Below are 24,346 nucleotides of genomic sequence, written 5' to 3'. Positions count from 1 at the left end.
CGCGGCGCTTGCTTTGCCGGCGCTTGCCTTTCGCAATGCAGCATCTTATCGCTCGGATCGGAAGGGCGGGGACCGGGGCCTTGGCCCGGGTGTTGTCTATCTTCCAAGGGACCTGGAGGGCATGCATGACCAAGTGGGTTTACACCTTCGGCGACGGTGCCGCTGAAGGCCGAGCCGGTGATCGCAACCTGCTCGGCGGCAAGGGCGCCAACCTTGCCGAGATGTGCAGCCTCGGCCTGCCGGTGCCGCCGGGCTTCACCATCACCACTGAAGTCTGCAATGCCTATTACGCCAACGGCCGCACCTATCCGACATCGCTTGAAGCGGATGTCCTGGCGGCGCTCGACCATATCGGCAGGCTCACCGGCCGCAATTTCGGCGATCCGTCGAAGCTGCTTCTGGTCTCGGTGCGCTCCGGCGCCCGCGCTTCGATGCCAGGCATGATGGATACCGTGCTCAATCTCGGCCTCAACGACGAGACGGTGGAGGCGCTTGCCGCCGATTCCGGCGATGCCCGCTTTGCCTATGACAGTTACCGCCGCTTCATCCAGATGTATTCCGACGTCGTCATGGGCCTCGATCACGAGGTTTTCGAGGAAATTCTCGAGGACCAGAAGGCGAGCCTCGGCCATGAGCTCGACACCGAACTGACGGCCATCGAATGGCAGGGTGTGATCGCGCTCTACAAGGCCAAGGTCGAGGAGGAGCTCGGCAAGCCGTTCCCGCAGGACCCGCGCGAGCAGCTCTGGGGCGCCATCGGCGCCGTGTTTTCGAGCTGGATGAACAACCGCGCCATCACCTACCGTCGCCTGCACGACATCCCGGAAAGCTGGGGCACGGCGGTCAACGTCCAGGCCATGGTGTTCGGCAATATGGGCGACACCTCCGCCACCGGCGTTGCCTTCACCCGCAATCCCTCGACCGGCGAAAAGCAGCTCTATGGCGAATTCCTGGCAAATGCGCAGGGCGAGGACGTGGTGGCCGGCATCCGCACGCCGCAGAACATCACCGAGGCCGCGCGCATCGCTGCGGGCTCCGACAAGCCCTCGCTGCAGAAACTGATGCCGGAAGCTTTCCAGGCCTTCGTCGATATTTCCGACCGGCTGGAGAAGCATTACCGCGACATGCAGGACCTCGAATTCACCATCGAGCGCGGCAAATTGTGGATGCTGCAGACCCGCTCCGGCAAGCGCACCGCCAAGGCGGCGCTCAGGATTGCCGTCGAGATGGCGAAAGACGGGCTGATCACGAAAGAGGAGGCGGTCGCCCGCATCGATCCGGCCTCGCTCGACCAGCTCCTGCATCCGACCATCGATCCCAAGGCGGCGCGCGACGTCATCGGCGTCGGCCTGCCGGCCTCGCCGGGTGCGGCCACCGGCGAGATCGTCTTCTCCTCCGGTGAGGCCGAGGATGCCAAGGCGCAAGGCCGCAAGGTCATTCTCGTGCGCGTCGAGACCAGCCCGGAGGACATCCACGGCATGCATGCCGCCGAAGGCATCCTCACCACGCGCGGCGGCATGACCAGTCATGCCGCCGTGGTGGCGCGCGGCATGGGCAAGCCCTGTGTGTCGGGTGCCGGCTCGCTGCGAGTCGACTACAAGGCCGGCACGCTGATCTCGATGGGCCAGACCTTCCGCAAGGGTGACATCATCACCATCGACGGCGGCAACGGCCAGGTGCTGAAGGGCGCCGTCGCCATGCTGCAGCCGGAGCTGTCCGGTGACTTCGCCGCCATCATGGAATGGGCCGATGCCGCGCGCCGCATGAAGGTGCGCACCAATGCCGAGACGCCGCTCGACGCGCGCATGGCGCGCTCCTTCGGCGCCGAAGGCATTGGCCTTTGCCGCACCGAGCACATGTTCTTCGAAGGTGACCGCATTATCGCCATGCGCGAGATGATCCTGGCCGACACCGAGAAGGACAGGCGCTCGGCGCTCGACAAGCTTCTGCCGATGCAGCGTTCGGATTTCCTCGAGCTGTTCGAGATCATGGCGGGCTTGCCGGTGACGATCCGCCTGCTGGACCCGCCGTTGCACGAATTCCTGCCCAAGACCGACGCCGAGCTCGCCGAGGTCGCGACCGCCATGAATGTGCCGGCGGACAAGCTCAGGCAGCGTACCGAGGCGCTGCATGAGTTCAATCCGATGCTCGGGCATCGCGGCTGCCGTCTGGCGGTCTCCTATCCCGAGATCGCCGAGATGCAGGCACGCGCCATTTTCGAGGCGGCGGTTCAGGCCGGCCACAAGGCCGGCGCGCTGGTGGTGCCCGAAATCATGGTGCCGCTGGTCGGCCTCGTGAAGGAGCTGCAATACGTCAAGGCGCGCATCGATGCCGTCGCGCAAAGCGTCATGCAGGAGACCGGCACCAAGATCGACTATCTTACCGGCACCATGATCGAGCTGCCGCGCGCAGCCATCCGCGCCCATGTCATTGCCGAAGCGGCCGAGTTCTTCTCCTTCGGCACCAACGATCTGACCCAGACGACTTTCGGCATCTCGCGCGACGATGCGGCCTCCTTCCTTGAAACCTACCGGCAGAAAGGTATCATCGAACAGGATCCGTTCGTTTCGCTGGACATCGACGGTGTCGGCGAACTGGTGCGGATTGCGGCGGAAAAGGGCAAGGGAACACGACCCGACATCAAGCTCGGCATTTGCGGCGAGCATGGCGGCGACCCGGCCTCGATCCGCTTCTGCGAAGAGGTCGGCCTCGACTATGTGTCATGCTCGCCTTACCGTGTACCGATTGCCCGGCTGGCTGCGGCCCAGGCGGCCGTGGAGGCCGCGAAGGGAAGAGCCAAGCGCGCCTGAACGGCGCGCTCCATCTTACGATTTCGTATGGAAACTCACGCGAACGTGCGCGCGCTGGTTCTCAATCTCGACATCGTTCCTGGGCAGTTTCTGGTTCCGAATTACTCGGGGCGTGAAACAGATGTTGCAGATTTCCCCCACCTCTTTCCGATCGATCCTGATCATGCAGACCAAGTTCATAGGCGACATCGTGCTTGCCTCTGCCTTGGCGAAGAACCTTCAGCTCGGATATCCAGGTGTGAAGGTCGTGTTCCTGTGCGATGCCAGGTTTGCTGGATTTCTAACAGCGCATGGCATCGCAGCGGAGGTCGTTTCGTTCAGCCGTGCCGGCATGCGCGGCACGCCGCTCCAGCGCGGGCGCGAGCTTGTCCGGGTTGTGCGAACTTTGCGGCGGCACCGCTTCGACATGGTCATCGACATCACCGATTCCAAGACTTCGCGGCTGGTGTCCGGATTGGTCCGTGCCCCGATTCGTGTCGGCCACTATCCGACGGAGCGACCTCTGCGCTGGCTTGAGCGCCAGCCTGCCAATGTCAGGATGAAGCCGTACGGATTCGGCGAAAAACATTATCTCTTCCGCTATTTGTCGCCGCTCGAGGTGCTCGGCGTCGACCTGCGCGTCAGGGCACCGGCTATCCGCCCGCTGCCCTTCGAAACGACGCAAGCGCTCGCCTTGCTGAGCAAGCATCATTTGCGGCCAAATGCCTTCGTGGCGGTGCATGCGGGGGCGAGCTTCATCGGGCGTCGCTGGCAGCCGGAGCGCTTTGCGGCCGCGATCGAACGGATATCGTCCGAAACTGGCCTGGACGCTGTGCTGATCGGCGGCCCTGATGAGCACGAGGCGGCGGACAAGATCATGGCGGCAGCGAAAACGCCGGTCGTCAATCTGGTCGGCACGCTCTCGCTCGAAACGTTGCTGGCGCTGCTCAAGGAGGCCAGATTATTCCTCGGCAATGAGAGCGGCCCGATGCATATGGCGGCCGCAGCCGGCACTCCGGTCGTCGGTCTGTTCGGCCGGACCAATCCGGTTCGATGGGGCCCGGTCGGCGTCCCCAGCATCTCGTTGCGCCCCTCCATGCCCTGCGATTGCGTCGGCGGCGACCTGTGCCGTCGGACCGATTCGAGCAAGGCATGCTGTGTCTGGCGCCTTGAAGTGGATTCCGTGGTCGAGGCGGTGCGCGAACTTTTGGCGCGTACCGACGTGGCGCTTGAGCAGGCGGTCTAGCTCAAGTCTGCTAAAGGCGTGTTGAGCTTTTGCAGCTACTCTCCATGCAAATTGTCGCGCGGTGGCTTTTCGGATGCGAACCGTTCCGATTTTCGCCTAGATGCGCGTCTTGTTGAGGCCATCTTGCGGTTGAGCGGCTTGACGGGCCGGGCATGGGAATGACGGGTTTGCTTCAAAAATCTCTTTGCGCGATCGCGCTATCGCTTGTCGTGGTCTCGGCTGGCAATGCCGGGACGCTGGTCGAACCGACGTTGCATCTGACGCCGCAAGGCGGCGGTGGCCGTGTCGCGCTCACGCTGGACGCCTGCGGCGGGAAGACCGATACGCGCATTCTTTCGGCCCTGGTCGAAAACAAAATTCCCGCGACTATCTTCGTCACCGGCATCTGGCTGAAGCGCAACGCCGCCGCTGTCGGGATCATGCGCGCGCATCCTGATCTGTTCGAACTGGAAAACCACGGTGGCCGCCATATCCCGGCGGTCGACACGCCCCGCAAGATCTACGGCATCAGCAGTGCCGGCAGTCCAGATGCCGTTCAGGCCGAGGTCGAGTCGGGTGCCGCGGCGCTTGCGAGCGCTGGCGGCCCGCCGCCGAAATGGTTTCGCGGCGCCACCGCCGAATACAGCCCGTCGGCGATCGCCATGATCCGCAAGCTGGGCTTCAAGGTCGCGGGCTTTTCCGTCAATGGCGACGGCGGCTCACTGCTCGGCGCCAGGGAAACCGCCCGGCGCATCGCCGCTGCCAAGGATGGCGACGTCATCATCGCTCACATCAACCAGCCGACCCATGCCGCGGGCGAGGGTGTCGTCCAGGGCCTGCTCGCCCTGAAGCAGAAGGGCCTGACCTTCGTTCGGCTGGACGACGCCGACGACGTCGGCAACGACGGCACCACGGATTAATCCGTGGCGGAGGTTGATGACGACGGCTGGGAGGCTCAGCGACCTCGGAGATCCGCGATGCTTTCCGCCGCAGTCTATCACTCCGGCTTAGTCTCGACCGTCACCTTGCCCGTATAGAACGCGCCGTGATCGCGGATCTCGACCACTTCGTCGAAAGGCCTGCTCATAGGCCCACATCGCGTCCCTGCCGCTGTCGCCGGCCGGCAGCACGCTCCAATAGCTCGCGTTGCCCTTGTAGGGACAATGCGTCGAATGCTCGGTCCTGGCGAGCTTGCTGAGATCGATATCGTCGAAGGGAATATAGAAAACCGCCGGGTAGGGCGGTTCCGACAAGAGCCTGGCCCGGGTAGACCGGGCGATGACGACGTCGCCGGCGCTGACCGTGACGGTGCCGCGATAAGGCTCGATCGTTATCACCTTGTCGGGATTGCGCTGAAAGCCGGGGGCGGGGTTGGCACGCTTGTCCAAGACGGGTCTCCTCGGCAGTTTGAGGAAGGTGCGTGGCGGTTTTTCCGTTCGGAACCGCTCTCGTCCGTCAAAGGTGGATCGGCCCGACGCCTCGCGCAAGGCGGCGCGATGACGCAAAATAGCGTGCAGGCGAAATAATGTTCTAACCGGCGCCGACAGTCAGGCGGCGGCCTGGAATGCGTCCATGAGGCCGGCATAGGCGGCAGCGATGCCGGCGACCGGATTGCTGCTTCTCGCCGCTGTCTCGACCTTCAGCGCGCCGCCGGCGGTCGGCAGCGTGAGCAGCAGGAACTGGCGGTTACCGCCGTCGCCGACGCTTGCGGCGGCGACATACTGGCCTTCTCCATCATTCTCGACGCACATCTTGAACAGCAGCGTTCCGCCGACGGCCTCCAGCGCGCCGCCGACGACTTCGGCAAATTCATCGTCGGAAACGGTTTTGGAGTCCGGCGTCAGATCGTCCAGACTTTCGGCAAGCGTGCTTTCGAGGGCTTTTTCATCGAGCTGCACGTCCATGCGAATCTCTCCATTCGCCAATCTCACCCAGCCCATTAATGAATCTTAACGGCGACGATGGCCGGATTATGGCGGGTTTCAGGGGTCCTCCGCCCATCCGACCGCCTTGGACTTATGGTGGCTGGACAATCCGCCGGATCATTCCACAATGCGTGAAACATGACGCGGAAGCGCGAAAAAAAGGGGAGGAGCCGAGATGCTCGGACTGATGCAGGAATGGCCGCTGCTCTGCCATAAGCTGATCGATCACGCCGAACGCCAGCACGGCGGGCGCGAGATCGTGTCGCGTTCGATCGAAGGCCCGATCGTGCGCACCACCTTTGCCGACATCCGTCATCGGGCGCTCAAAGCGGCGCAGCGGTTGGAGCTTGACGGCTTCGGGCTCGGCGACCGCATCGCAACGCTTGCCTGGAACACCGCCCGCCACATCGAGGCCTGGTACGGCATCATGGGGATCGGCGCGATCTACCACACGCTCAATCCGCGCCTGTTTCCCGAACAGATCGCTTGGATCATGAACGACGCCGAGGACAAGGCGATCTTCGTCGACCTGACCTTCGTGCCGCTGCTGGAAAAGATCGCCAGCCAGATCAGGTCGCTCAGGCAGGTGATCGTGCTGACCGACCAGGCCCATATGCCGCAAACCTCGTTGCCGAACGCTGTCGCCTATGAGGAATGGCTTGCCGAGGCCGACGGCGCCTTCGCCTGGAAGACATTCGACGAGAACACGGCTGCTGGGATGTGCTACACGTCGGGCACGACCGGCGATCCGAAGGGCGTCGTCTACAGCCATCGCTCGAACGTGCTGCACGCCATGATGGCCGCCATGCCCGACGCCATGGGCGTTTCGACGCGCGACGTCGTCCTGCCCGTGGTGCCGATGTTCCATGCCAATGCCTGGGGACTCGGTCAGGCCGCGCCGATGATCGGGGCCAAGCTGGTGATGCCAGGCTGCAAGATGGATGGCGCCTCGATCTACGAATTGCTCGACACCGAGAAGGTAACTTTCAGCGCCGCTGTGCCGACGGTATGGATGATGCTGCTGCAATATCTCGAGGAGACCGGCAAAAAGCTGCCTTATCTCAACAAGGTCGTCATCGGCGGTTCCTCCTGCCCGCGCGCCATCACCGCCAAGTTCCAGGACAAATACGCGGTTGAGGTGGTGCATGCCTGGGGCATGACCGAAATGTCGCCACTCGGCACGTTGTGCACCATGAAGCCGGAATATGAAGGGCTGACCGGCGATGCCAGGCTCGATATCCAGGGCAAGCAGGGCCACCCGCCCTTCGGCGTTGAAATGAAGGTGACAGACGACGAGAACAACGCGCTGCCCTGGGACGGCAAGACCTTCGGGCGACTGAAAGTTCGCGGCCCGGCGGTCGCGCGCGCCTATTACGGCGGCGTCGGCGCCGAGCAGTTCGACGCCGACGGCTGGTTCGACACCGGCGACGTCGCCCATATCGACGCCAGCGGCTATATGCAGATCACCGACCGCGCCAAGGATGTCATCAAATCGGGCGGCGAGTGGATCTCCACCATTGATCTGGAGAACCTGGCCGTCGGGCATTCCGATGTGGCGGAGGCGGCGGCCATCGGCGTGCCGCACTCCAAATGGGGCGAGCGCCCTCTGCTGGTGGTCGTGTGCAAGCCGGGCAAGGAGCCGAGCAAGAGCGATATCCTGACCTTCATGAGCGGAAAGGTGGCCAAGTGGTGGATGCCCGACGACGTCGCCTTCGTCGGCGAGATTCCCCACACGGCGACGGGCAAGATCCAGAAGACCACCTTGCGCCAGCAATTCAAGGAGTATCGGCTGCCGACGGATTGAGGATTGTTAAATCTTTCGGCTTCAAGGCTGGCGCAAAAAGCTCTAAGTCTCGATGCGGACTGGGGTAATGCGGCAGACGATGGCTACAATTCCTGAACGGCAGACGTCGAGGGCGGCCGGCTGGTCGCGGCGGATGGGGGCATTCTCGCTCGTCCTTTTGCTGACCGTCGTTGCCGGCTACCGCCTCGACCTTGTCGACACCCCGCCTTTCCTGTGGGTGCTGGCGCTCGTTGCGCTGCTTGCGGCGCTCGCGCTGCTGCTCGCCGGGCTTGCACTGTCGAGGCTGTGGAATTTCGGCGACCGCGGCGGCCGCGATCTCAGCGTCGGCGCCCTGCTGGCAGTGCTGGTGCTTGCGCCTTTCGGTGTCGCCGCCTACTGGGCGACCATCTATCCGCCGCTGCGCGACATTTCGACCGACGTCGACGACCCGCCGGCGCTCGACACCAGCGACCGGACAAGCGACATGAACGCGCTGTCACCGCCGACGCCCGGCGAGCAGAGCCTGCAGGCGGAAGCATATCCGCTGGTTAGCGGGCGGAGCTACAACCTGCCCTTCGAAACCGTGGTCGATGCTGTCGAGACCGTGCTCGACCGGCGGGACTGGCAGCTGACCGCGCCCTATCCCGACATCAACGGCCAGAGCGAGGCGACGATCACCGCGGTCGCCAGGGGCTTGGTGCTCGGCCTGCCGGCAGATGTGGCCATCCGCGTCGCCGACGACGGCGATTCGGTCGTCGTGGACATGCGTTCGGCCTCGCGCTACGGGCGTCATGACTTGGGCGACAATGCCGCCCGTATCACCGATTTCCTCGCCGAGCTCGATCAGGAGGTCGCCGGCCAGGTCGGCGCGGCGCCGGCCGAGTGAGTCAACCGGCAGGCCTGAAAATCCCGTCGATCGCCGGGTCGCCTTCGCTGGCGACGAGACCGCGGGCCACCAGGTCCTCGAGATGCGCGAGAACCGAAAGGCCGGCTGCGCCATGCAGCCGCGGGTCGGTGCCGCGATAGATCGCCGCGACCATCTCCTTGATGGTTCGGTCGCCGCTCAGGATGCGTTCCAGGATCGCCTGCTCGCGTATCTTGCGATGAGTCTTCAGCCCGCGCATGAAGCTGCGCGGCGCGGTCACCGGTCCGCCATGGCCGGGCAACAGCAGGCGGTCGTCGCGCTCGATCAGCCGGTCGAGCGATTTCATATAGTCGGCCATCGCCCCGTCGGGCGGCGCCACGATGGATGTGGCCCAGGCCATGACATGGTCGGCCGAAAACAGGATGCCTGTCCCCTCCAGCGCAAAGGCCGCGTGGTTGGCGGTATGCCCTGGCGTCAGCACGGTGCGGATCGCCCAGCCGTCGCCATGGGTAAGGCTGCCGTCCGCCAGCGCAATGTCGGGCACGAAGCCCAAATCGGCACTGGCATCCAGCGGATTGATCTCGCCGATGCGCAGCCGCCGCGCCGGCCGATGCGGGCCCTCGGCGAGCACGGGAGCGCCCGTGCGTTCTTTCAGCCGCGCCGCGAGCCGCGAATGATCGCGGTGGGTATGGCTGACGAAGATATGGCTGACCGGCCTGCCGCCTATTGCCGTGAGCAGCGTTCCGAGATGCTCATCGTCGTCCGGACCTGGATCGATCACTGCCAGCGTGTCGCGGCCGACGAGGTAGCTGTTGGTGCCGTGGAAGGTGAACGGGCTCGGGTTCCTGGCCGTGACGCGCTGGACGTCCGGAGCGACCGTGACCGCCTGACCATAGGCAGGATCGAAGCGTGCGTCGAATTCAAGTGTCATGCCGGGTCCTGCTGCTCGCGGCAAAATGATTGCCGCATCCTGCCGAAGCCAATATAGGAAAATCAATGCATGTCGCCCAAAACTGCGCAGCAGTCTTGGGAGAACGACACGCATCAGGACGAAATCTTGAAGCGCGCCGCCTGAACTCGTTTCTCCGCGACGCGCCTCAAACACAGCAAATCAGCCACGATGGGGAAGACCATGGCAACTGCAACCACGATGCGCCCGCTCGTTTCTCTCGCTCTGCCCGACCAGGGCGCGGCCCGGCTTGCCAGCCAGCTCTTTCTGGCGCTTGCAGGAACCCTCCTGCTCACCCTGTCGGCGAAGACGAAAGTGGTGTTGGGTCCGGTCGACATCTCGCTGCAGACGCTTGCGGTGCTGCTGATCGCCTCGGCCTTCGGCATGCGTCTTGCCGTCGCGACGCTCCTTCTCTACCTCGCCGAGGGCGCTTTTGGTTTGCCGGTGTTCCAGGGCACGCCGGAAAAGGGCCTCGGCATCGCTTATATGCTGGGCTCCACCGGCGGCTACCTTGCCGGCTTCGTGGTGATGGCGGCGATCGCCGGCTGGGCCGCCGACCGCGGCTGGGACCGCCACCCCTTAAAGCTGTTCGGCGCCATGCTTGCCGCCGAGATCGTCATGATGGCGATGGGCTTTGCCTGGCTGGCGGCGCTCATCGGACCGGAAAAGTCCTGGCAGTTCGGCGTCGCGCCGTTCATCGCCGGCGACCTGATCAAGGTGGCGCTGGCCGCGAGCCTCGTGCCGGCGGTCTGGGCGCTGCTGCCGAAGCAGTCCTGAAAATTCCGTTCCAACAGATCAACCATAAGCCGGCGCTCACGCGCCGGCTTTTTATTTCGACGGTGTTGAGGCTTCGCTCTCTGGCATCTGGTGTAAATGGCGAAGCCCGCTGTGTGTAGGTTCAGCCAGAGATTGACAAGCCACTTCGCGAAACATAAGCACGAGCAGCTTGCGGGGCCGGGGGGCTCGGCAATTCAAGGAGACCTTCTTGAAAGGCGCTATCCTTGCAGAAGGCAGAAGAGCGTTCCTCTGTCCAATAATGTTAGAAGTATCTAATATTAAATGGAAATATACGGAAGGCCGCTCAGGTGACCTGATCTGTAGAGATGCGTTATCTGATGCTCCGCATCTGCCGTAATGCTCGGCCGGCCCGCGCGAAAACGATGTCAGTTTGCCTAACTTGCACCAAGCCAAATTTCTTCGGAAAGGGTCGCAAAGGGTGACTGTGAAGTTTGGTACCAGTGGACTGCGCGGCCTAGTCAGCGAGCTTCGAGGTACGCCGGCATTTAGCTACACCGTCGCTTTCCTGCGCATGCTCCAGAATCGGAACTTGTTGAACGAAGGCTCGGAGGTTTTTGTCGGACGTGACCTACGCGCCTCCAGTCCCCAGATCGCGCAACTTGTTCATTCAGCGATCGCCGCGTCCGGACTTGTGCCGGTCGATTGTGGAGCATTACCCACGCCCGCGCTTGCGCTTTACGCTACCGGCGAGAACGCTCCAGCAATAATGGTCACTGGCAGTCACATTCCCGACGACAGAAATGGGCTCAAATTTTACCGGGCGGACGGGGAGATCGATAAGCGCGATGAACGCGACATCGTCGAAATCCACGCAGCCATCGGGGATCCCGTTCCGCTCCTGTCGCGAGTTGATCCTGTGCGGGTGGGCGCCGAGCCGTTCCAGTGCTACATGGACCGCTTCCTGGATTTCTTTGAACAAGGCAGCCTTTCTGGCCTGCGCGTCGGCGTCTACCAGCATTCATCCGTGGCAAGAGACGTCGTCGTCGATATTCTTCGCGGACTGGGGGCTGAAACGGTACCTCTGGGCAGGGCCGAACATTTCATTCCGGTCGATACAGAGGCGCTCAGGCAGGAAGATGTAGCGCTTCTCAAGGATTGGGCGGCAGCGGAACCGTTCGACGCGATCGTGTCCACCGATGGCGATGGCGATAGGCCGCTCGTTGCGGACGCCAGCGGTACTTTCGTGCGCGGCGATCTGGTAGGTGCAATCACCGCGAATGTCTTGGGTGCCGACTGTGTTGTCACACCGGTCAGTTCCAATTCCGGTCTGGAGCGCTGCGGTCATTTCGCAAGGGTCGTCCGCACACGTGTGGGCTCGCCCTATGTCGTCGAAGGTATCGGCACCGCTCTCGCCCAGGGCGCAAGATGTGTCGTGGGCTTCGAGGCGAATGGCGGGGTTCTCCTGGGTTCGTCCGTCGAGCGAGGTGGGCGCAGCCTCCCGGCTTTGCAGACGCGGGATTCGGTATTGCCAATTGTCTGCACGCTGGCAGTAATCGCAAAGAATGTTCGCCCTCTCGCCGAGATAGCGGCCGACTTTCGCTTTCTTGCCGCCGCAAGCGGTCGGCTCGAGGGGGTGCCGAGCGAGAATAGCGCCTCCTTTCTTGGCAAGTTGGCGGCTGACGCAGCCTATGCCGACAACATCTTCGCGGATCTCGGGGGCATCGGGAATATTGACAACCATGACGGCGTGCGTATCACCGTCCCTAACGGAGAAGTTGTGCACTTCCGTGCGTCAGGTAACGCGCCCGAATTGCGCTGCTACGTCGAGGCAAAAGCGGAATCCCGCGCAGACGAATTGCTCGGTTGGAGTCTCGCTCTGGCCGGGGCTCAGATCTTAGAGAGTTGACGTTGACCAATATCGTCCCTGTCATCATAAGCGGCGGCGTCGGTTCTCGGCTCTGGCCGATTTCCCGCGCAATGCATCCGAAGCCCTTCATCCCGCTGCCGGAGGGCGGGACGTTGATTCGAAAGACCTACGCGCGCGCCGTGGAGCTCGAAGGCATCGATCATGTCGTGACGGTCACCAACCGCGACCTGCTGTTTCTTACCGCCGATGAATATGCGGAGGTGGCGGCTCCAGGCGTGAAGAACACATTCCTGCTGGAGCCGTTCGGCCGCGACACGGCGGCCGCAGTTGCGCTCGCGGCAGTGCACGTCGCGCACGAGAACCCGGACGCCGTCCTAGTCGTGCTCCCTGCTGATCATCTGATACTGGATCAGGCCGGCTTCCGCGCGAGTGTCGCGAGAGCGGCGGCGCTTGCGGCCTCAGGTCAGATTGTCACATTCGGCGTGAAGCCCGACCGCCCCGAAACGGGCTTTGGCTACGTCGAGGCCGAGGGGGATAGAGTTCTTCGGTTCGTGGAAAAACCGAATGCGGCCACCGCGGCCCAATTTATCGCTACCGGCCGTTTCTTCTGGAACTCAGGGATGTTCTGTTTCACGGCCCGCTCGATGCTGGAAGCCATGCGGGACCTGTGCCCGGACATCTTGGCCAGTGCGCGCACAGCCCTCGAGAAAGGCAGGACAGCGGATGGCACGGACCGGCTCACCGTCGAGGTGGATAGGGACAGCTTCGCGGCTGTTCCCGCTGTTTCTATCGACTACGCCGTGATGGAGAAGGCAAGGAACGTGGGTTTCGTGCCCTGCGGTTTCGATTGGTCGGACATCGGCTCATGGTCCGTGCTGTCGGAACTTGTTTCGGCCGACGACAGGGGCAACCGCGCCACCGGCGAAACAATTCTGCACGACGCGGCGAACTGCTACGTGCATAGCGAAGATCGGCTGGTCGGTCTTGTCGGCGTTTCAGACCTCTTGATCGTGGACACGCCAGACGCGCTTCTGGTCGCGCGCAAGGACAAAGCACAGGAAGTGAAGGACCTCTATAACCGCCTCAAGGCGGAGGGGCACGAGACGGCAACACTGCACCGCACGGTGCATCGCCCGTGGGGCACCTATACCGTGCTGGAGGAAGGGCACCGCTTCAAGATCAAGCGCATTGAAGTGAAGCCAGGCGCCCGCCTGAGCCTCCAGGCGCACCACCATCGCTCCGAGCACTGGGTGGTGGTGAGCGGAACTGCCAGGGTCGTTAATGGCGAGAGCGAAATCCTGCTCACGATCAACCAGTCCACCTATATTCCCTGTGGCCACAAGCATCGTCTGGAAAATCCGGGCGTCCTTCCCCTTGTGATGATCGAAGTGCAAAGCGGGGAGTATCTTGGTGAAGACGATATCGTGCGGTTCGACGACGTTTATGGTCGGGCCTGAGGGTTCATCGGCTGGCAGAGCGGATCATTAGATAGTATCGAGAGCATTGATGACAAAGACAGCCTTGATAACCGGCATCACCGGGCAAGACGGTGCCTATCTGGCGGAACTCTTGCTTGCGAAGGGTTACGAAGTTCATGGACTTGCCCGGCGCTCAAGCACAGCCGACGTTAATACTACGCGCCTGAAATGGCTTGGCATCGAGAAAGACATTCGGATCGTGGACGGAAATCTGACGGATCTGTCCGGTCTGGCCCGGACGATGCGCGAAATCAGACCGGACGAAGTCTACAATCTTGCAGCGCAATCCTTCGTCAAATCATCTTGGCAGCAGCCGATTCTGACGGGCAACGTTACGGGCATGGGTGTTACCAATGTGCTCGAGGCGCTCCGCCTTGAAATCCCCGAGGCACGCTTCTACCAGGCCTCGTCATCGGAAATGTACGGCCTCATTCAGGAGCCGATGCAGTCGGAAACTACGCCTTTCTACCCCCGCTCTCCCTATGCGGTCGCGAAGCTGTACGGGCACTGGATCGCCGTCAACTATCGTGAAAGCTTTGGCATCCACGCCTCCAGCGGCATCCTCTTCAATCACGAATCGCCGCTTCGCGGCATTGAATTCGTGACCCGCAAAGTTACGGACGCGGTGGCGCGGATCAAGAAAGGCATGGCCAACGAATTGCGGCTCGGCAACATCGACGCCAAGCGCGACTGGGGCCATTCGAAGGACTATGTCCGCGCCATGTGGCTGATGCTGCAACAGGATCAGCCGGACGACTATGTGGTGGCCACGGGCAGGACGACGACCGTCCGTGACATGTGCCGCATCGCCTTTGAGCATGTTGGGCTGAAGATGGACGACCACCTTGTGATCGATCCGGATCTGTTCAGGCCCGCGGAAGTCGAGATCCTGCTCGGCAACCCGGCAAAGGCTAAGCAGAAGCTGGGGTGGGAAGCTACGATCTCGCTGGAAGAGATGATCTGCGAGATGGTGGATGCGGATCTGGAACGTCATTCCAACCCGCCGAGGCGCTGAGTGATCGCAAAGACTTTTTCGCGAGAGTGGTCGGTACGTTGACGCATCGCATCCTTGTAACCGGAGCCAGCGGGTTTGTCGGCACGGCACTGTTGCAGTTGCTGGAGCAGGAGCACGCCGGCTGCAAGGTGTTCGCGTTCGGTCATGGCGAAGGGCAGCGAAACCTGATCGACCTGCGAGACCGGGATGCCGTCGACGGCGCCGTCCGCGAAATCCAGCCCACCGCACTGGTCCATTTGGCGGCGGTGGCCGCGCCCTCGGATGCACGTAACGCTCCACGACATGCCTGGGATGTCAACGTGACGGGAACGATGAACTTGGCGGAATCCGTGATGCGCCATGCTCCGGAGGCCAGGATCGTGTACGTTGGTAGCTCGGAAGCCTACGGAGCCTCTTTCCAGAACCCGGCTGGTCCCCTAACGGAAAACGCACCGCTCCGGCCGGTTAGCATCTACGGTGCGACCAAAGCGGCCGCCGACCTGATGATCGGGCAGATGTCTTATGACGGGCTCCGCGCCATTCGCTTTCGCCCATTCAATCACACCGGCCCTGGCCAGTCCGACACCTATGTGGTCTCCGATTTCGCACGCCAAGTCGCCGAAATCCTGTCGGGCAAGCGCGAGCCGGTCATTCATGTCGGAAATCTCGAAGCCGAGCGCGATTTCCTCGACGTTCGCGATGTCGTGCGCGCCTACGCGACCGCCGCGATCCGGGTCTCCGAGACCGGGCCTGACCACGTCTACAACATCGCGTCGGGACGACCCCGCAGAATTCGGGATATCCTAGACGCGCTTATTGTACAGTCGGGCATCGACATCGAAGTGCGCGAAGACCCGGCAAAGCTTCGACCGAACGAAATCCCTATCTCTTATGGTGATGCATCAAAGGCACGCGCAGGGCTGAACTGGACGCCTCTGGTGCCGTTTGAGCAAACATTGGCCGACGTTTTGGGGTATTGGCGTCGGGCATGTAGCCCCCGCTGACGACCGCGCGCAAAGGTCAAACCTATGTTCCGAAGCCTTTGGCAATATCGCCATTTCATTTTTTCCTCCATCAGGGGCGAACTGCGCGGCCGTTTTGCGCGCTCGCGCCTGGGAGCGCTTTGGTTCATCCTTCATCCGCTCGCCCAATCTCTGATTTTTTCGATCGTTCTTGCGGAAGTCATGCGCGCCCGCATGCCCAACAGCGACAGTACGGCTGCCTATCCGATCTATCTCCTTTCGGGCATGGCAGCGTGGGGCCTTTTCAGCGAGATATTGAACAGGAGCATTGGCATCTTCATCGAGCAGGCTTCAGCGATGAAGAAGATAGCTTTTCCGCGCCTCTGCCTTCCGGTCATCATCCTGGGAAGCGCGATCATCAATCACGTCCTTCTGCTTACCGCGATCATGATCATATTCCTGTTTTTCGGCCATTTGCCTGGCTTGGCATGGCTGTATCTCGTTCCTGGAATGCTGCTAATCTCTGCGATGGCATTCGGCATCGGCGTTTTCCTGGGAGTGCTGAATGTATTCGTGCGCGACGTAGCTCAGTTTATGAGCGTTTTCATGCAGCTTTGGTTCTGGTTCACGCCCATCGTTTACTTGAGAAACGTGGTGCCTCAACAATTCCAGTGGCTGCTTGCGCTCAATCCGATGACGCCGCTGGTCGGGCTTTATCAAGACGCTCTTCTGCTCAATCAAGGACCGCAATGGACAAGTCTGTTGCCTACGCTTCTGGTCGGAGGCCTTGCAGTATTGCTCTCCTTTACCGTGTTTCGCCGCGCAAGCCCTGAGTTGGTGGACGCCCTCTGATGTCGGTAGTTCTTGATGTTTCCCATGTGGGCAAGTCCTACGCCACGTATCGGAGCAATCTGCAAAGGTTTGCGAACTGGTTCGGCGCGTCGATTGCGCCGCAAAGCGAATTTTGGGCAAACCGGGACGTCTCCTTCCAGGTCAAGCAGGGTGAAGCTGTTGCTCTGATCGGCCAAAACGGCGCCGGCAAAAGCACGCTGCTCAAGATGATCACAGGCACCGTTCGCCCAACAGTCGGCTCAACCACAGTGACCGGCAGGATCAGCGCCATCCTCGAACTGGGCCTCGGTTTCAACCCCGAGTTTACCGGGCGCCAAAACATATACCAGGCGGGCGGACTGATGGGCTTTTCGCAGCAGGAACTGACGGCGCTGATGCCCGGGATCGAGGAGTTTGCCGAAATCGGCGAATTCTTTGATGAACCCACCAGAATCTATTCGAGCGGTATGCAAGCGCGCCTCGCTTTTGCGCTCGCTACTGCGAAACGCCCCGATATCCTGATCGTCGACGAGGTTCTTTCCGTTGGCGACAGTTATTTCCAGCACAAGAGCTTCGACCGGATAAGGCAGTTCAAGGCGCAAGGTGCTTCCATCATCCTGGTCACTCACGGCATGGGCGACGTTCGAGCGCTGAGCGACAGGGTGATCCTGCTCGACAAAGGCACGATCCTCAAGGACGGCAAGCCGGACGAGGTGGTCGACTATTACAATGCGATGATTGCAGAGCGGGAAAACGCGAAACTCTCGATCGAACAGAAACGAAGCAAGGATGGGTGGTCCTATACGGAATTTGGCAATGACCTGGCCAAAGTTGAGGCAATCGACCTTTATCATCCAAATGATGAGAGACCGATAAAGGTGGCACGTACAAGTGAGGAATTGGAGGTTCGAGCCCGTATTGTCATAAAATGCGATCTTGACCGCCTGGTCATTGGCCACCGTATCACGGATCGAGGCGGTCATCTCATTTGGGGAAGTAATACCTGGCACACAAAACAGATCATTGATAGACCCCGTGCCGGACAGGTTTTACTTTCCACCCTTCACTTCAATTGTGCGCTTGGTCCGGGCTCGTACGCCGTTTCCTTTGGCCTTCACCGGGATGATACACACATTGCCGAAGTTTATCATAAGGTCGACAACAAAATTGTTTTCGATGTGATCAATACAGATTATCCCTTTTTTATGGGAACCACACATCTGAACGCCTCTTTTGAGCTGGATCTCGTCTCATGAGCGAGCCAGGACGCGATCCATTTTTTATTCATTCGCTCCACAGAAGCGGAAGCACTTATCTGTTTAATGTGTTGAGGCGTGTGACACGTGACGGCACGCCGCGCTATACATGCTTTCAAGAACCTATACATGAATTGGCTGTTGATGCGCGCTATAATCCCGATATTCTCCTAACCATTGAAGGTTCGGGTTCGTTTCAGCAGGCTGTACGCCACCCCAAGCTTGAAAAACCTTACTTCCAGGAGCTTTACGATATCCATTCCGCCTGGAAAGACGTTATATCCTCCGAAATAGTATACTCTGGTTATTTTGGTGGCGCCGCAGTAAACGCAACGTCATCGTATCTCAGGGCGATCATCGAAGCCGCTCCAAACCGGCCGGTCATCCAGGAATGCCGAACACCGCTGCGGATGGCTCTCTTGAAAAGGCAGCTTGGTGGCTCTCATGTTTTCCTCTGGCGCAACCCTTGGGATCAATGGTGGTCACTTAAGACCACCGACTACTTCGACACCGCACACCAACTCATTTTAAATGCCCCAGGATGTCCTCAAGTAGTTTCCATTTTAAAAGAATACATCGGCTTTGAAGCCTGTGCAGAATCAAGCGTCGGTGCCCAACTGTCATTTTATGGGTTGCGGCGGCCTTCGGCAGAAGCGAGTTATCTTGTGCACTTCACACTATACATGCTTGCAATGCTGGAAGCAGGACGAACAGCCGATTTCCTGATAAATATTGATAAACTTTCGTCGAGCTGCGACTATCGCGCTGAGATTCTGGATAAACTTGAAGCTTGCCGAATACAGGGAGTCGACTTTTCTGATTGTAGTGTGGCCCAGGCCCCCTACGATAATGGAGATGCGGCGTTTTTCGAACCACTTGAGCGGCGCGTACTGAAATGGTTCGAGGAAACAGGCAACGAACCCGAGCAAATTGCTCACGCACAGCGGCTTCGTGAAGAGAGTGCGCCTTCATTGGCAGGTCGGTCGAAAATCAAGCGTTCTTCGGTTGAGATTAGGCGTCTTCGGGATGTGCTAATCCGGACGGAAAACAGAGAGGCGGCTGCGCTTCGCGATCTGGGCGGAAGGGTTGCTGCTCAGCAATCGAAGCTCATTAGTCTCGACCAGGAAAACAAGGACGCCGAACGCGTCCGGGGACAACTGGAAGCTAGCCTTGCCGAAGAGCGAGAGGCAAAAGGTGCTCAGGAGGCTCAACTTGCCGAAGAACGAAGCGCACGGGTCGACTTGGAAAATCGCCTTGCTGCAGAGCGAGAGGCAAGGCTGCAACTAGAGGCCCGTCTTGCCCAAACCTATGCCTCAATCTCTTGGTGGATCACAAAACCGCTGCGATTTGCGGGCAATAAAGCCCGTTGGAGATGGTTCCAAATCCGCAACAAGTTTTTGTCCTAGCTGTGAATGCCAACGCATGAAGGCACAATGTTCATGACCAAGCCGTGGATGTTTGTAACTCACCGCAGACCGACCTGATGCTATCCGTGATTTTTAGTGACAACTATAATGTCAGAAACTGATCGATCTTCTTCAAAAGAGAATACCTATTTCGCTCAGCCGGTAGGAGGTCGTGTACTCGTTGACCTAAGCACCAGCTGGCGTCATCGGTCTTCTCCTCCCGTTGGCATAATTCGATGCGAGCACGAGGTAGCTAGACATTTCCTGGCGGCATCTTCAGAGAACGTGATTTTCGGCGTTTATTCTGATGAGGCAGAGGGATACAGCGAGATTTCGAGAGACGCCGTCATTGAGATGATCACAAACTCGGTTTCTGCCGGCAGCGCATCCGGGTTTGGCAAACGCTCTCCTGTTGAACGACAGGTTCTGACCCCTGTTTCTAAAACCTCCTATGTAAAGACCTTTGTCGCTGGGCTTTTGTTTGCCAACTATATAATCGCACGAGCCTCAGCGTCTAACGCGTGGCGCCTAAAGGTTGCAACACGTGCAAAGCAGTTTGTGGCTAATCACTTCGACGCGATCGATTTCGATACGCTCGGTAGGTTTGCCAGATTTTGGTCGGTCAGCCGAGATGTTGACTTGAAGGCGTCACTTGGCGGACTTCGCATGACCTTGGTCCACAGCGCCCCGCCGCCAGACTCAGCCCCAGTGCCGATGCATACCATCTCTGCAATACTCTTGCCAGGCGTCTTCTGGGAAGGAAACAAGGCAAAATGGATCTGGAAAATAAAATCGCAAAGCAAAATTCATGTAAGCCTACTATTGTTTGACATAGTGCCTATTGTAGTCAGACAATTCTCCGAGTCCGGGGCTGCTCAAAATTTTGCCGCGTGTCTCCATTATCTGTTGTGGTCGTGTGATCATTTTTTCTGCATCTCTTCCAGCACTGCGTTCGATCTCCGACGCTATGCTGAGGCATGCGGTTACCCTTCGATCCCAGAGAGTAAAACGCAAATTTGCAAGCTTGGCCCCGCACGGTTTGTCCTTGATAGCGGTGAGTCAGGGGAGCACATTCGCATTCCCGGCATGGACGCGATTGCTCCAGGGAAGTTTGTGCTTTTTGTAAGTACTATAGAGTCGCGAAAAAATCACGACTTCGCTTACCTTCTGTGGCGGCGCCTTGCGTTGAAGCACGGTGCCAATCTGTTCCCGTTGGTTTTGGCCGGCAAACAAGGCTGGGACACCGAGAGTCTCATGAGGAGAATCTCTCACGATCCCGTCATCGGGGGGCACCATATCGTCCACTTGGATAACGTTAGCGATGTTCAACTGCGTTGGCTGTATGCCAATTGCGCTTTTACAATATTTCCGTCTCACTACGAGGGTTTCGGCATGACAGTGGCGGAAAGTTTGGCCTTTGGAAAGCCCTGCGTAGCTTCGACGGGGTCGTCTGTAGAAGAAGCAGGTCAAGGACTTGCCGATCATCTGGATACACTCGATGGCGTGGGGTGGATTAGGAAGATCGAAGAATACATGTTTGATGAGGATTGTTTACGAAAGCGATCGAGTTTTATTTTGGAAAACTACAAACAATACACCTGGAAAAATTTCACAGCGCCGATCATAGGTCACATTCTTGCGGCTGGCGGGATTCAGTTAGCCAACGAGGCATGAATAGATCATTACTGTTGGGAAGTTCCGAAATGCCCTATGATGTTTCATACATCGGTATATATCCCATCAGCAAGCCATATCATGGAGGGCAGAGAAGGGTCAGAGCACTTGTCGACGCGCTCGTCGATAGCGGGCTCCAGGTAGATTACATACCGATTTTTTCGGGGGTCTCTTACCCCGAGTATGACAGGGCTGAAGGGGAATTTGCCTTTGGTAGGGAAATTCATACGGCGCTTTTTTCTGACGGAAGAAAGCTAGATCTTCATGCGAACTCGATTTTTGATGCAGAACCATCGTACAGGCGCAGCCTCTTGGCGAGGATCAGGCGATGCTCGCCTAAGATAATAGTCTTCGAACAACCGTGGCATTCGGCCTTGCTGTCCGACCTTCGCCGAAGCGGCCTGGATGGCGTGAAGATTGTTTACTCGAGCCAGAATGTCGAGTCGGAACTTATGCCGTCTCTGCTCGATCGAAAGACGACCGAGAAACTGGAGCGAGATTTGGTGGAAGCGGCGGATTTGGTAGTCGCGTGCACACGGCGCGATGCCGACGTCTATGCCAAATGGGGCGCCCGGAAGGTTCGCGTATTTGGCAATGGTCACATTCCTCGCAACGCATCCGAGAGTTTATTACGCGCTTGGCGGCATGAACTCCGGTACCAGAAAATTGCGATCTTTACCGGAAGCGCCCATCCGCCCAACGCTGAAGGATTTTTTCGGATGTTCCTTCCCGCCCCGGGATGTATACCTCCGGACGCTAAGCTCGTCATCGTCGGCGGGGTTTGTGACCTCATCATGTCTTCGCCCTTGTATTCTGCGAATCGTTCCATATTTGCCGAAACAACGATGCTAATTGGACGTCAAGAGGAAGATGCGCTGAACGCGCTGTTTGGGTTGGCTGAAGTTGTGGTGTTGCCGGTAACGTCCGGCGGTGGGTCTAACCTGAAAACGGCTGAAGCTCTCCTCTCCTTAAAACCAATTGTGGGTACGTCCAAGAGTTTTGATGGTTTCGACGAATACACTACCCTTCCCGGCGTTAATATTGCCGATGACCCAACCGAATTCAAAAAGCGAATTAGGGATATACTTTTATTCGGGACGAATAGTACAAGATCGTTCGACGAGGTCCGCAATTTGACCTGGGGGAAAATTCTCTCCGAATATCCATCCGCAATAAGTAATCTCATCTCTGCGTGAGGGTGAATTGCGGTTCGAACGCCTCTATCCTCTGTGCAAATGTCTGGAATCCTCAATTCCAATGCATTTCCGAGGAAACCATTGAAAATCGGGATCGACGGCAGGAACCTCTTATCGGGGACCGATGGCATCGGTCGGTTCGTTCACAATGCGATCAAGGCTCTGGCCGCGCTTGGCGCCGATGTGGTTGTCTATGCGCCGGACGAGATAAGCGTGGATTACGACATTCCGCCGGGCGTTTCCCTTCATGCCTCCGGCTTCAGGGGGGCTCTCGCCCGAACCATCTGGGGCCAGACCGTTCTGCCCTCCCTGGCGCGGCGCCGCCGCGCGGAGGTTTTCTGGGGGCCCGCGCATCGCCTGCCGCTCGTTCTGGACAGCGGCATGGCGCGCGTGATCACCATCCACGACCTCGTCTGGCTGCACGCGCCGGAGACCATGCGTGCCCGGACCTTCATTGGCGAGCGCCTGCTGATGAAGCCCGCTTTGAAGACTGCCGATGTCGTCGTCACGGATTCGAGCGCCACGACGAGCGCGTTGACAAGCGCATTCCCCTGGCTGAAATCGCCGGTCAGGACAATTTTTCCGGGTACCGCCACGCTGCCGGCCCCCGGCGATGTTTCGAGCCTCGGGCCGCTCGGCATCACTTGGCCCTACGCGCTTTTTGTCGGCACGCTCGAGCCTCGCAAGAACCTCGCCAATCTGATCAAGGCCTATGGCCTGCTGCCAGCCGGCACCCGCGCGGGCTGCGACCTAGTCATCGTCGGTGGCAAGGGATGGAAACAGACGGGGCTGGCCGATCTCGTGCGCAGCAGCGGGCTCGAGACAAATATCAGGTTTACTGGTTTCGTCGACGACAGTGTGCTCGCCACGCTATATGCGAATTGCCTGTTCCTGGCGATGCCCTCCCTCTATGAGGGATTCGGCTTGCCGATCGTCGAGGCCCACTCCTTCGGCAAGCCGGTGCTGACGTCGAACACATCGTCGATGCCTGAAGTCGCCGGAGACAATGCCGTCCTTGTCGACCCGAACGACCCGGCGGCGATCGCCGCGGCATTCGGCCGGCTCTCGATGGATGCTGAGTTTCGCAGCCGGATTGCCGCCGGCGCGCGCGACAATGCCGGGCGATTCACCTGGGAGAATCACGCCAGGGACATGCTACGGATCTTCGAGCAGGCCGTCCGGCAAAGACGGAAGACCCTCGCGTGAAAGTCCTGCATTTCTTCAAGACATACTGGCCCGATACCTTCGGCGGGGTGGAGCGGACCATCCATGCCATCGCCGAGAGCACGGCTCGGCACGGCGTCGAAACACAGGTGCTCTCGTTGAGCCGCACGCCGGAAGAAAACACGCAACGTCTTGACGGCCATGTTGCCCGCAAAGCCAGGCTGGATTTCGAGCTTGCGTCCACCGGATTTTCGCGCGAGGCCTTTCGCAAGTTCGGTACGCTCGCCAGACAAGCCGATCTGGTCCACTACCACTTTCCATGGCCGTTCATGGACGTCGTGCATTTTCACTCCCGCCACGGCAAGCCGGCTGTTGTCACCTATCATTCCGACATCGTCAAACAGAGGCTTATCCTGCCTTTTTACCGGCCCTTGATGATGCGATTCCTCGGGGCTGTCGACGCTATCGTGGCGACATCGCCGAACTATCTCGACTCGAGTCCTGTTCTCAGAACATTCAGGGCCAAATCGAAGATCATCCCCATCGGCATCGACGAAGGCGCCTATCCAACGCCAAGCGCGGCCGACGACGTCTGGTGCCGATCGACGGTCGCGGAGCCTTTCGTACTGTTCGTCGGCGTTCTGCGCTACTATAAGGGGCTGGATGTCCTGATCCATGCCGCCGGCCAGGCGCGGTGCAAGATTGTCATCGCCGGCTCGGGACCGGTCGAGCGCGAGCTCAGGCAACAGGCCGAGACGCTGGGCCGCGATAATGTGATTTTCCTTGGCGAGGTAGCCGAACCCCGCAAGATGGCTCTGCTACGCACCTGCCTCGGCTTCGTTTTCCCGTCGAATCAGAGGTCCGAAGCTTACGGTCTTTCACTCGCCGAGGCAGCCATGTGCGGCAAACCGTTGATTTCTTGCGAAATCGGAACGGGCACAAGCTATGTTAATGAAGCCGGCCGGACCGGGCTCGTTGTTCCGCCATCGGACCCGATACGCCTCGCCGAGGCCATCAACCGGCTGGTCGATGGGCCGACCGAGGCCGCAAGCTGGGGACGAGCCGCGCGCGATCGCTACGTTCGCCTGTTCACGGCGGAGAGGATGGGGAAATCCTATGCCGAGCTCTACCGCGAGCTCGGTGGCCGCAAAGGCTGAACAACAAGGCCGTGCACCATCCTGTTCGGTTTCAATGAAGAGTCTGTCATTTTACTTACCGCTGAGTTCATGACACTTGGCGGATCG

At 59.7% G+C, this 24,346-nt stretch carries 19 protein-coding genes and 1 pseudogene; 17 read left to right on the top strand and 3 right to left on the bottom strand.

Going from position 1 to position 24,346, the window contains the following annotated elements; translation table 11 throughout:
- Positions 1-125 precede the first annotated feature (125 nt).
- From ppdK to P9217_RS04775, 3 genes are all read left to right on the top strand, one after another.
- The gene (ppdK, locus tag P9217_RS04785; RefSeq protein WP_278086509.1) at positions 126-2,810 is read left to right on the top strand and encodes a pyruvate, phosphate dikinase; all 2,685 of its coding nucleotides are present in this window, start codon (positions 126-128) and stop codon (positions 2,808-2,810) included.
- Positions 2,811-2,931: 121 nt separating this feature from the next.
- Positions 2,932-4,035, top strand: a complete 1,104-nt coding sequence (locus P9217_RS04780) for a glycosyltransferase family 9 protein (RefSeq protein WP_127243565.1) — start codon at positions 2,932-2,934, stop codon at positions 4,033-4,035.
- Between the two features lie 152 nt (positions 4,036-4,187).
- A complete protein-coding gene (locus tag P9217_RS04775; protein ID WP_206519879.1) occupies positions 4,188-4,934 on the top strand; it encodes a polysaccharide deacetylase family protein in 747 nt (248 codons plus the stop codon).
- A 77-nt stretch (positions 4,935-5,011) separates the two neighbouring features.
- Here the strand turns inward: P9217_RS04775 and P9217_RS04770 are convergent.
- Positions 5,012-5,402 (bottom strand): annotated as a pseudogene (locus P9217_RS04770) (DUF427 domain-containing protein).
- 159 nt (positions 5,403-5,561) lie between these two features.
- Positions 5,562-5,918 carry a hypothetical protein gene (locus tag P9217_RS04765; RefSeq protein WP_067327902.1) on the bottom strand — a complete coding sequence of 119 codons (357 nt, stop codon included), beginning with the start codon at positions 5,916-5,918 and terminating at the stop codon, positions 5,562-5,564.
- A 196-nt stretch (positions 5,919-6,114) separates the two neighbouring features.
- Between P9217_RS04765 and P9217_RS04760 the strand changes: the two genes are divergently transcribed.
- Together P9217_RS04760 and P9217_RS04755 are read left to right on the top strand one after the other, a co-directional pair.
- Complete coding sequence (locus P9217_RS04760) at positions 6,115-7,743, top strand: fatty-acid--CoA ligase (protein WP_067327903.1); 1,629 nt, start codon at positions 6,115-6,117, stop codon at positions 7,741-7,743.
- 79 nt (positions 7,744-7,822) lie between these two features.
- Positions 7,823-8,608, top strand: a complete 786-nt coding sequence (locus P9217_RS04755; RefSeq protein ID WP_278086511.1) for a DUF1499 domain-containing protein — start codon at positions 7,823-7,825, stop codon at positions 8,606-8,608.
- Between the two features lies 1 nt (position 8,609).
- Here P9217_RS04755 and P9217_RS04750 read toward each other — a convergent pair whose 3' ends face one another.
- Complete coding sequence (locus tag P9217_RS04750; RefSeq protein WP_278086512.1) at positions 8,610-9,518, bottom strand: MBL fold metallo-hydrolase; 909 nt, start codon at positions 9,516-9,518, stop codon at positions 8,610-8,612.
- Positions 9,519-9,719: 201 nt separating this feature from the next.
- On the opposite strand from P9217_RS04750, the gene P9217_RS04745 reads away from it, so the two are divergent.
- The 12 genes from P9217_RS04745 to P9217_RS04690 all read left to right on the top strand — a co-directional run bounded on the left by P9217_RS04745 (position 9,720) and on the right by P9217_RS04690 (position 24,259).
- Positions 9,720-10,313 carry a biotin transporter BioY gene (locus P9217_RS04745; RefSeq protein WP_278086513.1) on the top strand — a complete coding sequence of 198 codons (594 nt, stop codon included), beginning with the start codon at positions 9,720-9,722 and terminating at the stop codon, positions 10,311-10,313.
- Between the two features lie 439 nt (positions 10,314-10,752).
- Complete coding sequence (locus P9217_RS04740) at positions 10,753-12,180, top strand: phosphomannomutase (protein ID WP_127404006.1); 1,428 nt, start codon at positions 10,753-10,755, stop codon at positions 12,178-12,180.
- Positions 12,181-12,182: 2 nt separating this feature from the next.
- Positions 12,183-13,598, top strand: a complete 1,416-nt coding sequence (locus P9217_RS04735) for a mannose-1-phosphate guanylyltransferase/mannose-6-phosphate isomerase (RefSeq protein ID WP_278086514.1) — start codon at positions 12,183-12,185, stop codon at positions 13,596-13,598.
- Positions 13,599-13,647: 49 nt separating this feature from the next.
- The gene (gmd, locus tag P9217_RS04730; protein ID WP_278086515.1) at positions 13,648-14,634 is read left to right on the top strand and encodes a GDP-mannose 4,6-dehydratase; all 987 of its coding nucleotides are present in this window, start codon (positions 13,648-13,650) and stop codon (positions 14,632-14,634) included.
- A 38-nt stretch (positions 14,635-14,672) separates the two neighbouring features.
- Positions 14,673-15,617: a GDP-mannose 4,6-dehydratase gene (locus P9217_RS04725; RefSeq protein WP_278086516.1), complete on the top strand. Its 945-nt coding sequence runs from the start codon at positions 14,673-14,675 to the stop codon at positions 15,615-15,617.
- Between the two features lie 24 nt (positions 15,618-15,641).
- Positions 15,642-16,427: an ABC transporter permease gene (locus P9217_RS04720; protein WP_278086517.1), complete on the top strand. Its 786-nt coding sequence runs from the start codon at positions 15,642-15,644 to the stop codon at positions 16,425-16,427.
- On the top strand, positions 16,427-17,662 hold the full coding sequence (locus P9217_RS04715; RefSeq protein ID WP_278086518.1) for an ABC transporter ATP-binding protein: 1,236 nt from the start codon (positions 16,427-16,429) through the stop codon (positions 17,660-17,662). Before P9217_RS04720 ends, P9217_RS04715 begins: the two co-directional genes overlap by 1 nt.
- Positions 17,659-19,068: a hypothetical protein gene (locus tag P9217_RS04710; protein WP_278086519.1), complete on the top strand. Its 1,410-nt coding sequence runs from the start codon at positions 17,659-17,661 to the stop codon at positions 19,066-19,068. The genes P9217_RS04715 and P9217_RS04710 overlap by 4 nt, the downstream gene beginning before the upstream one ends.
- A gap of 108 nt (positions 19,069-19,176) precedes the next feature.
- Positions 19,177-20,742 carry a glycosyltransferase gene (locus P9217_RS04705; protein WP_278088273.1) on the top strand — a complete coding sequence of 522 codons (1,566 nt, stop codon included), beginning with the start codon at positions 19,177-19,179 and terminating at the stop codon, positions 20,740-20,742.
- A gap of 29 nt (positions 20,743-20,771) precedes the next feature.
- Positions 20,772-21,938, top strand: a complete 1,167-nt coding sequence (locus tag P9217_RS04700) for a glycosyltransferase (protein WP_278086521.1) — start codon at positions 20,772-20,774, stop codon at positions 21,936-21,938.
- Positions 21,939-22,019: 81 nt separating this feature from the next.
- On the top strand, positions 22,020-23,144 hold the full coding sequence (locus P9217_RS04695; RefSeq protein WP_278086522.1) for a glycosyltransferase family 1 protein: 1,125 nt from the start codon (positions 22,020-22,022) through the stop codon (positions 23,142-23,144).
- Positions 23,141-24,259 (top strand): glycosyltransferase, encoded by a 1,119-nt coding sequence (locus P9217_RS04690; RefSeq protein ID WP_127243226.1) that lies wholly within the window; start codon positions 23,141-23,143, stop codon positions 24,257-24,259. The genes P9217_RS04695 and P9217_RS04690 overlap by 4 nt, the downstream gene beginning before the upstream one ends.
- Positions 24,260-24,346 lie beyond the last annotated feature (87 nt).

Source organism: Mesorhizobium sp. WSM4989 (assembly GCF_029625795.1).
Lineage (GTDB): Bacteria > Pseudomonadota > Alphaproteobacteria > Rhizobiales > Rhizobiaceae > Mesorhizobium.
Note: the sequence above shows the minus strand (reverse complement) of the source record. Positions and strands in the feature narration are given on the sequence as shown.

Excerpts from the sequence above, each read along its gene's own strand:
- P9217_RS04705 (WP_278088273.1), top strand. The coding sequence starts at position 19,177 with ATGTCAGAAACTGATCGATCTTCTTCAAAAGAGAATACCTATTTCGCT.
- P9217_RS04750 (WP_278086512.1), bottom strand. The coding sequence starts at position 9,518 with ATGACACTTGAATTCGACGCACGCTTCGATCCTGCCTATGGTCAGGCG.
- P9217_RS04780 (WP_127243565.1), top strand. The coding sequence starts at position 2,932 with ATGTTGCAGATTTCCCCCACCTCTTTCCGATCGATCCTGATCATGCAG.
- P9217_RS04720 (WP_278086517.1), top strand. The coding sequence starts at position 15,642 with ATGTTCCGAAGCCTTTGGCAATATCGCCATTTCATTTTTTCCTCCATC.
- P9217_RS04710 (WP_278086519.1), top strand. The coding sequence starts at position 17,659 with ATGAGCGAGCCAGGACGCGATCCATTTTTTATTCATTCGCTCCACAGA.
- P9217_RS04715 (WP_278086518.1), top strand. The coding sequence starts at position 16,427 with ATGTCGGTAGTTCTTGATGTTTCCCATGTGGGCAAGTCCTACGCCACG.
- P9217_RS04745 (WP_278086513.1), top strand. The coding sequence starts at position 9,720 with ATGGCAACTGCAACCACGATGCGCCCGCTCGTTTCTCTCGCTCTGCCC.
- P9217_RS04755 (WP_278086511.1), top strand. The coding sequence starts at position 7,823 with ATGGCTACAATTCCTGAACGGCAGACGTCGAGGGCGGCCGGCTGGTCG.
- ppdK (WP_278086509.1), top strand. The coding sequence starts at position 126 with ATGACCAAGTGGGTTTACACCTTCGGCGACGGTGCCGCTGAAGGCCGA.
- gmd (WP_278086515.1), top strand. The coding sequence starts at position 13,648 with ATGACAAAGACAGCCTTGATAACCGGCATCACCGGGCAAGACGGTGCC.
- P9217_RS04775 (WP_206519879.1), top strand. The coding sequence starts at position 4,188 with ATGGGAATGACGGGTTTGCTTCAAAAATCTCTTTGCGCGATCGCGCTA.
- P9217_RS04700 (WP_278086521.1), top strand. The coding sequence starts at position 20,772 with ATGCCCTATGATGTTTCATACATCGGTATATATCCCATCAGCAAGCCA.
- P9217_RS04760 (WP_067327903.1), top strand. The coding sequence starts at position 6,115 with ATGCTCGGACTGATGCAGGAATGGCCGCTGCTCTGCCATAAGCTGATC.
- P9217_RS04765 (WP_067327902.1), bottom strand. The coding sequence starts at position 5,918 with ATGGACGTGCAGCTCGATGAAAAAGCCCTCGAAAGCACGCTTGCCGAA.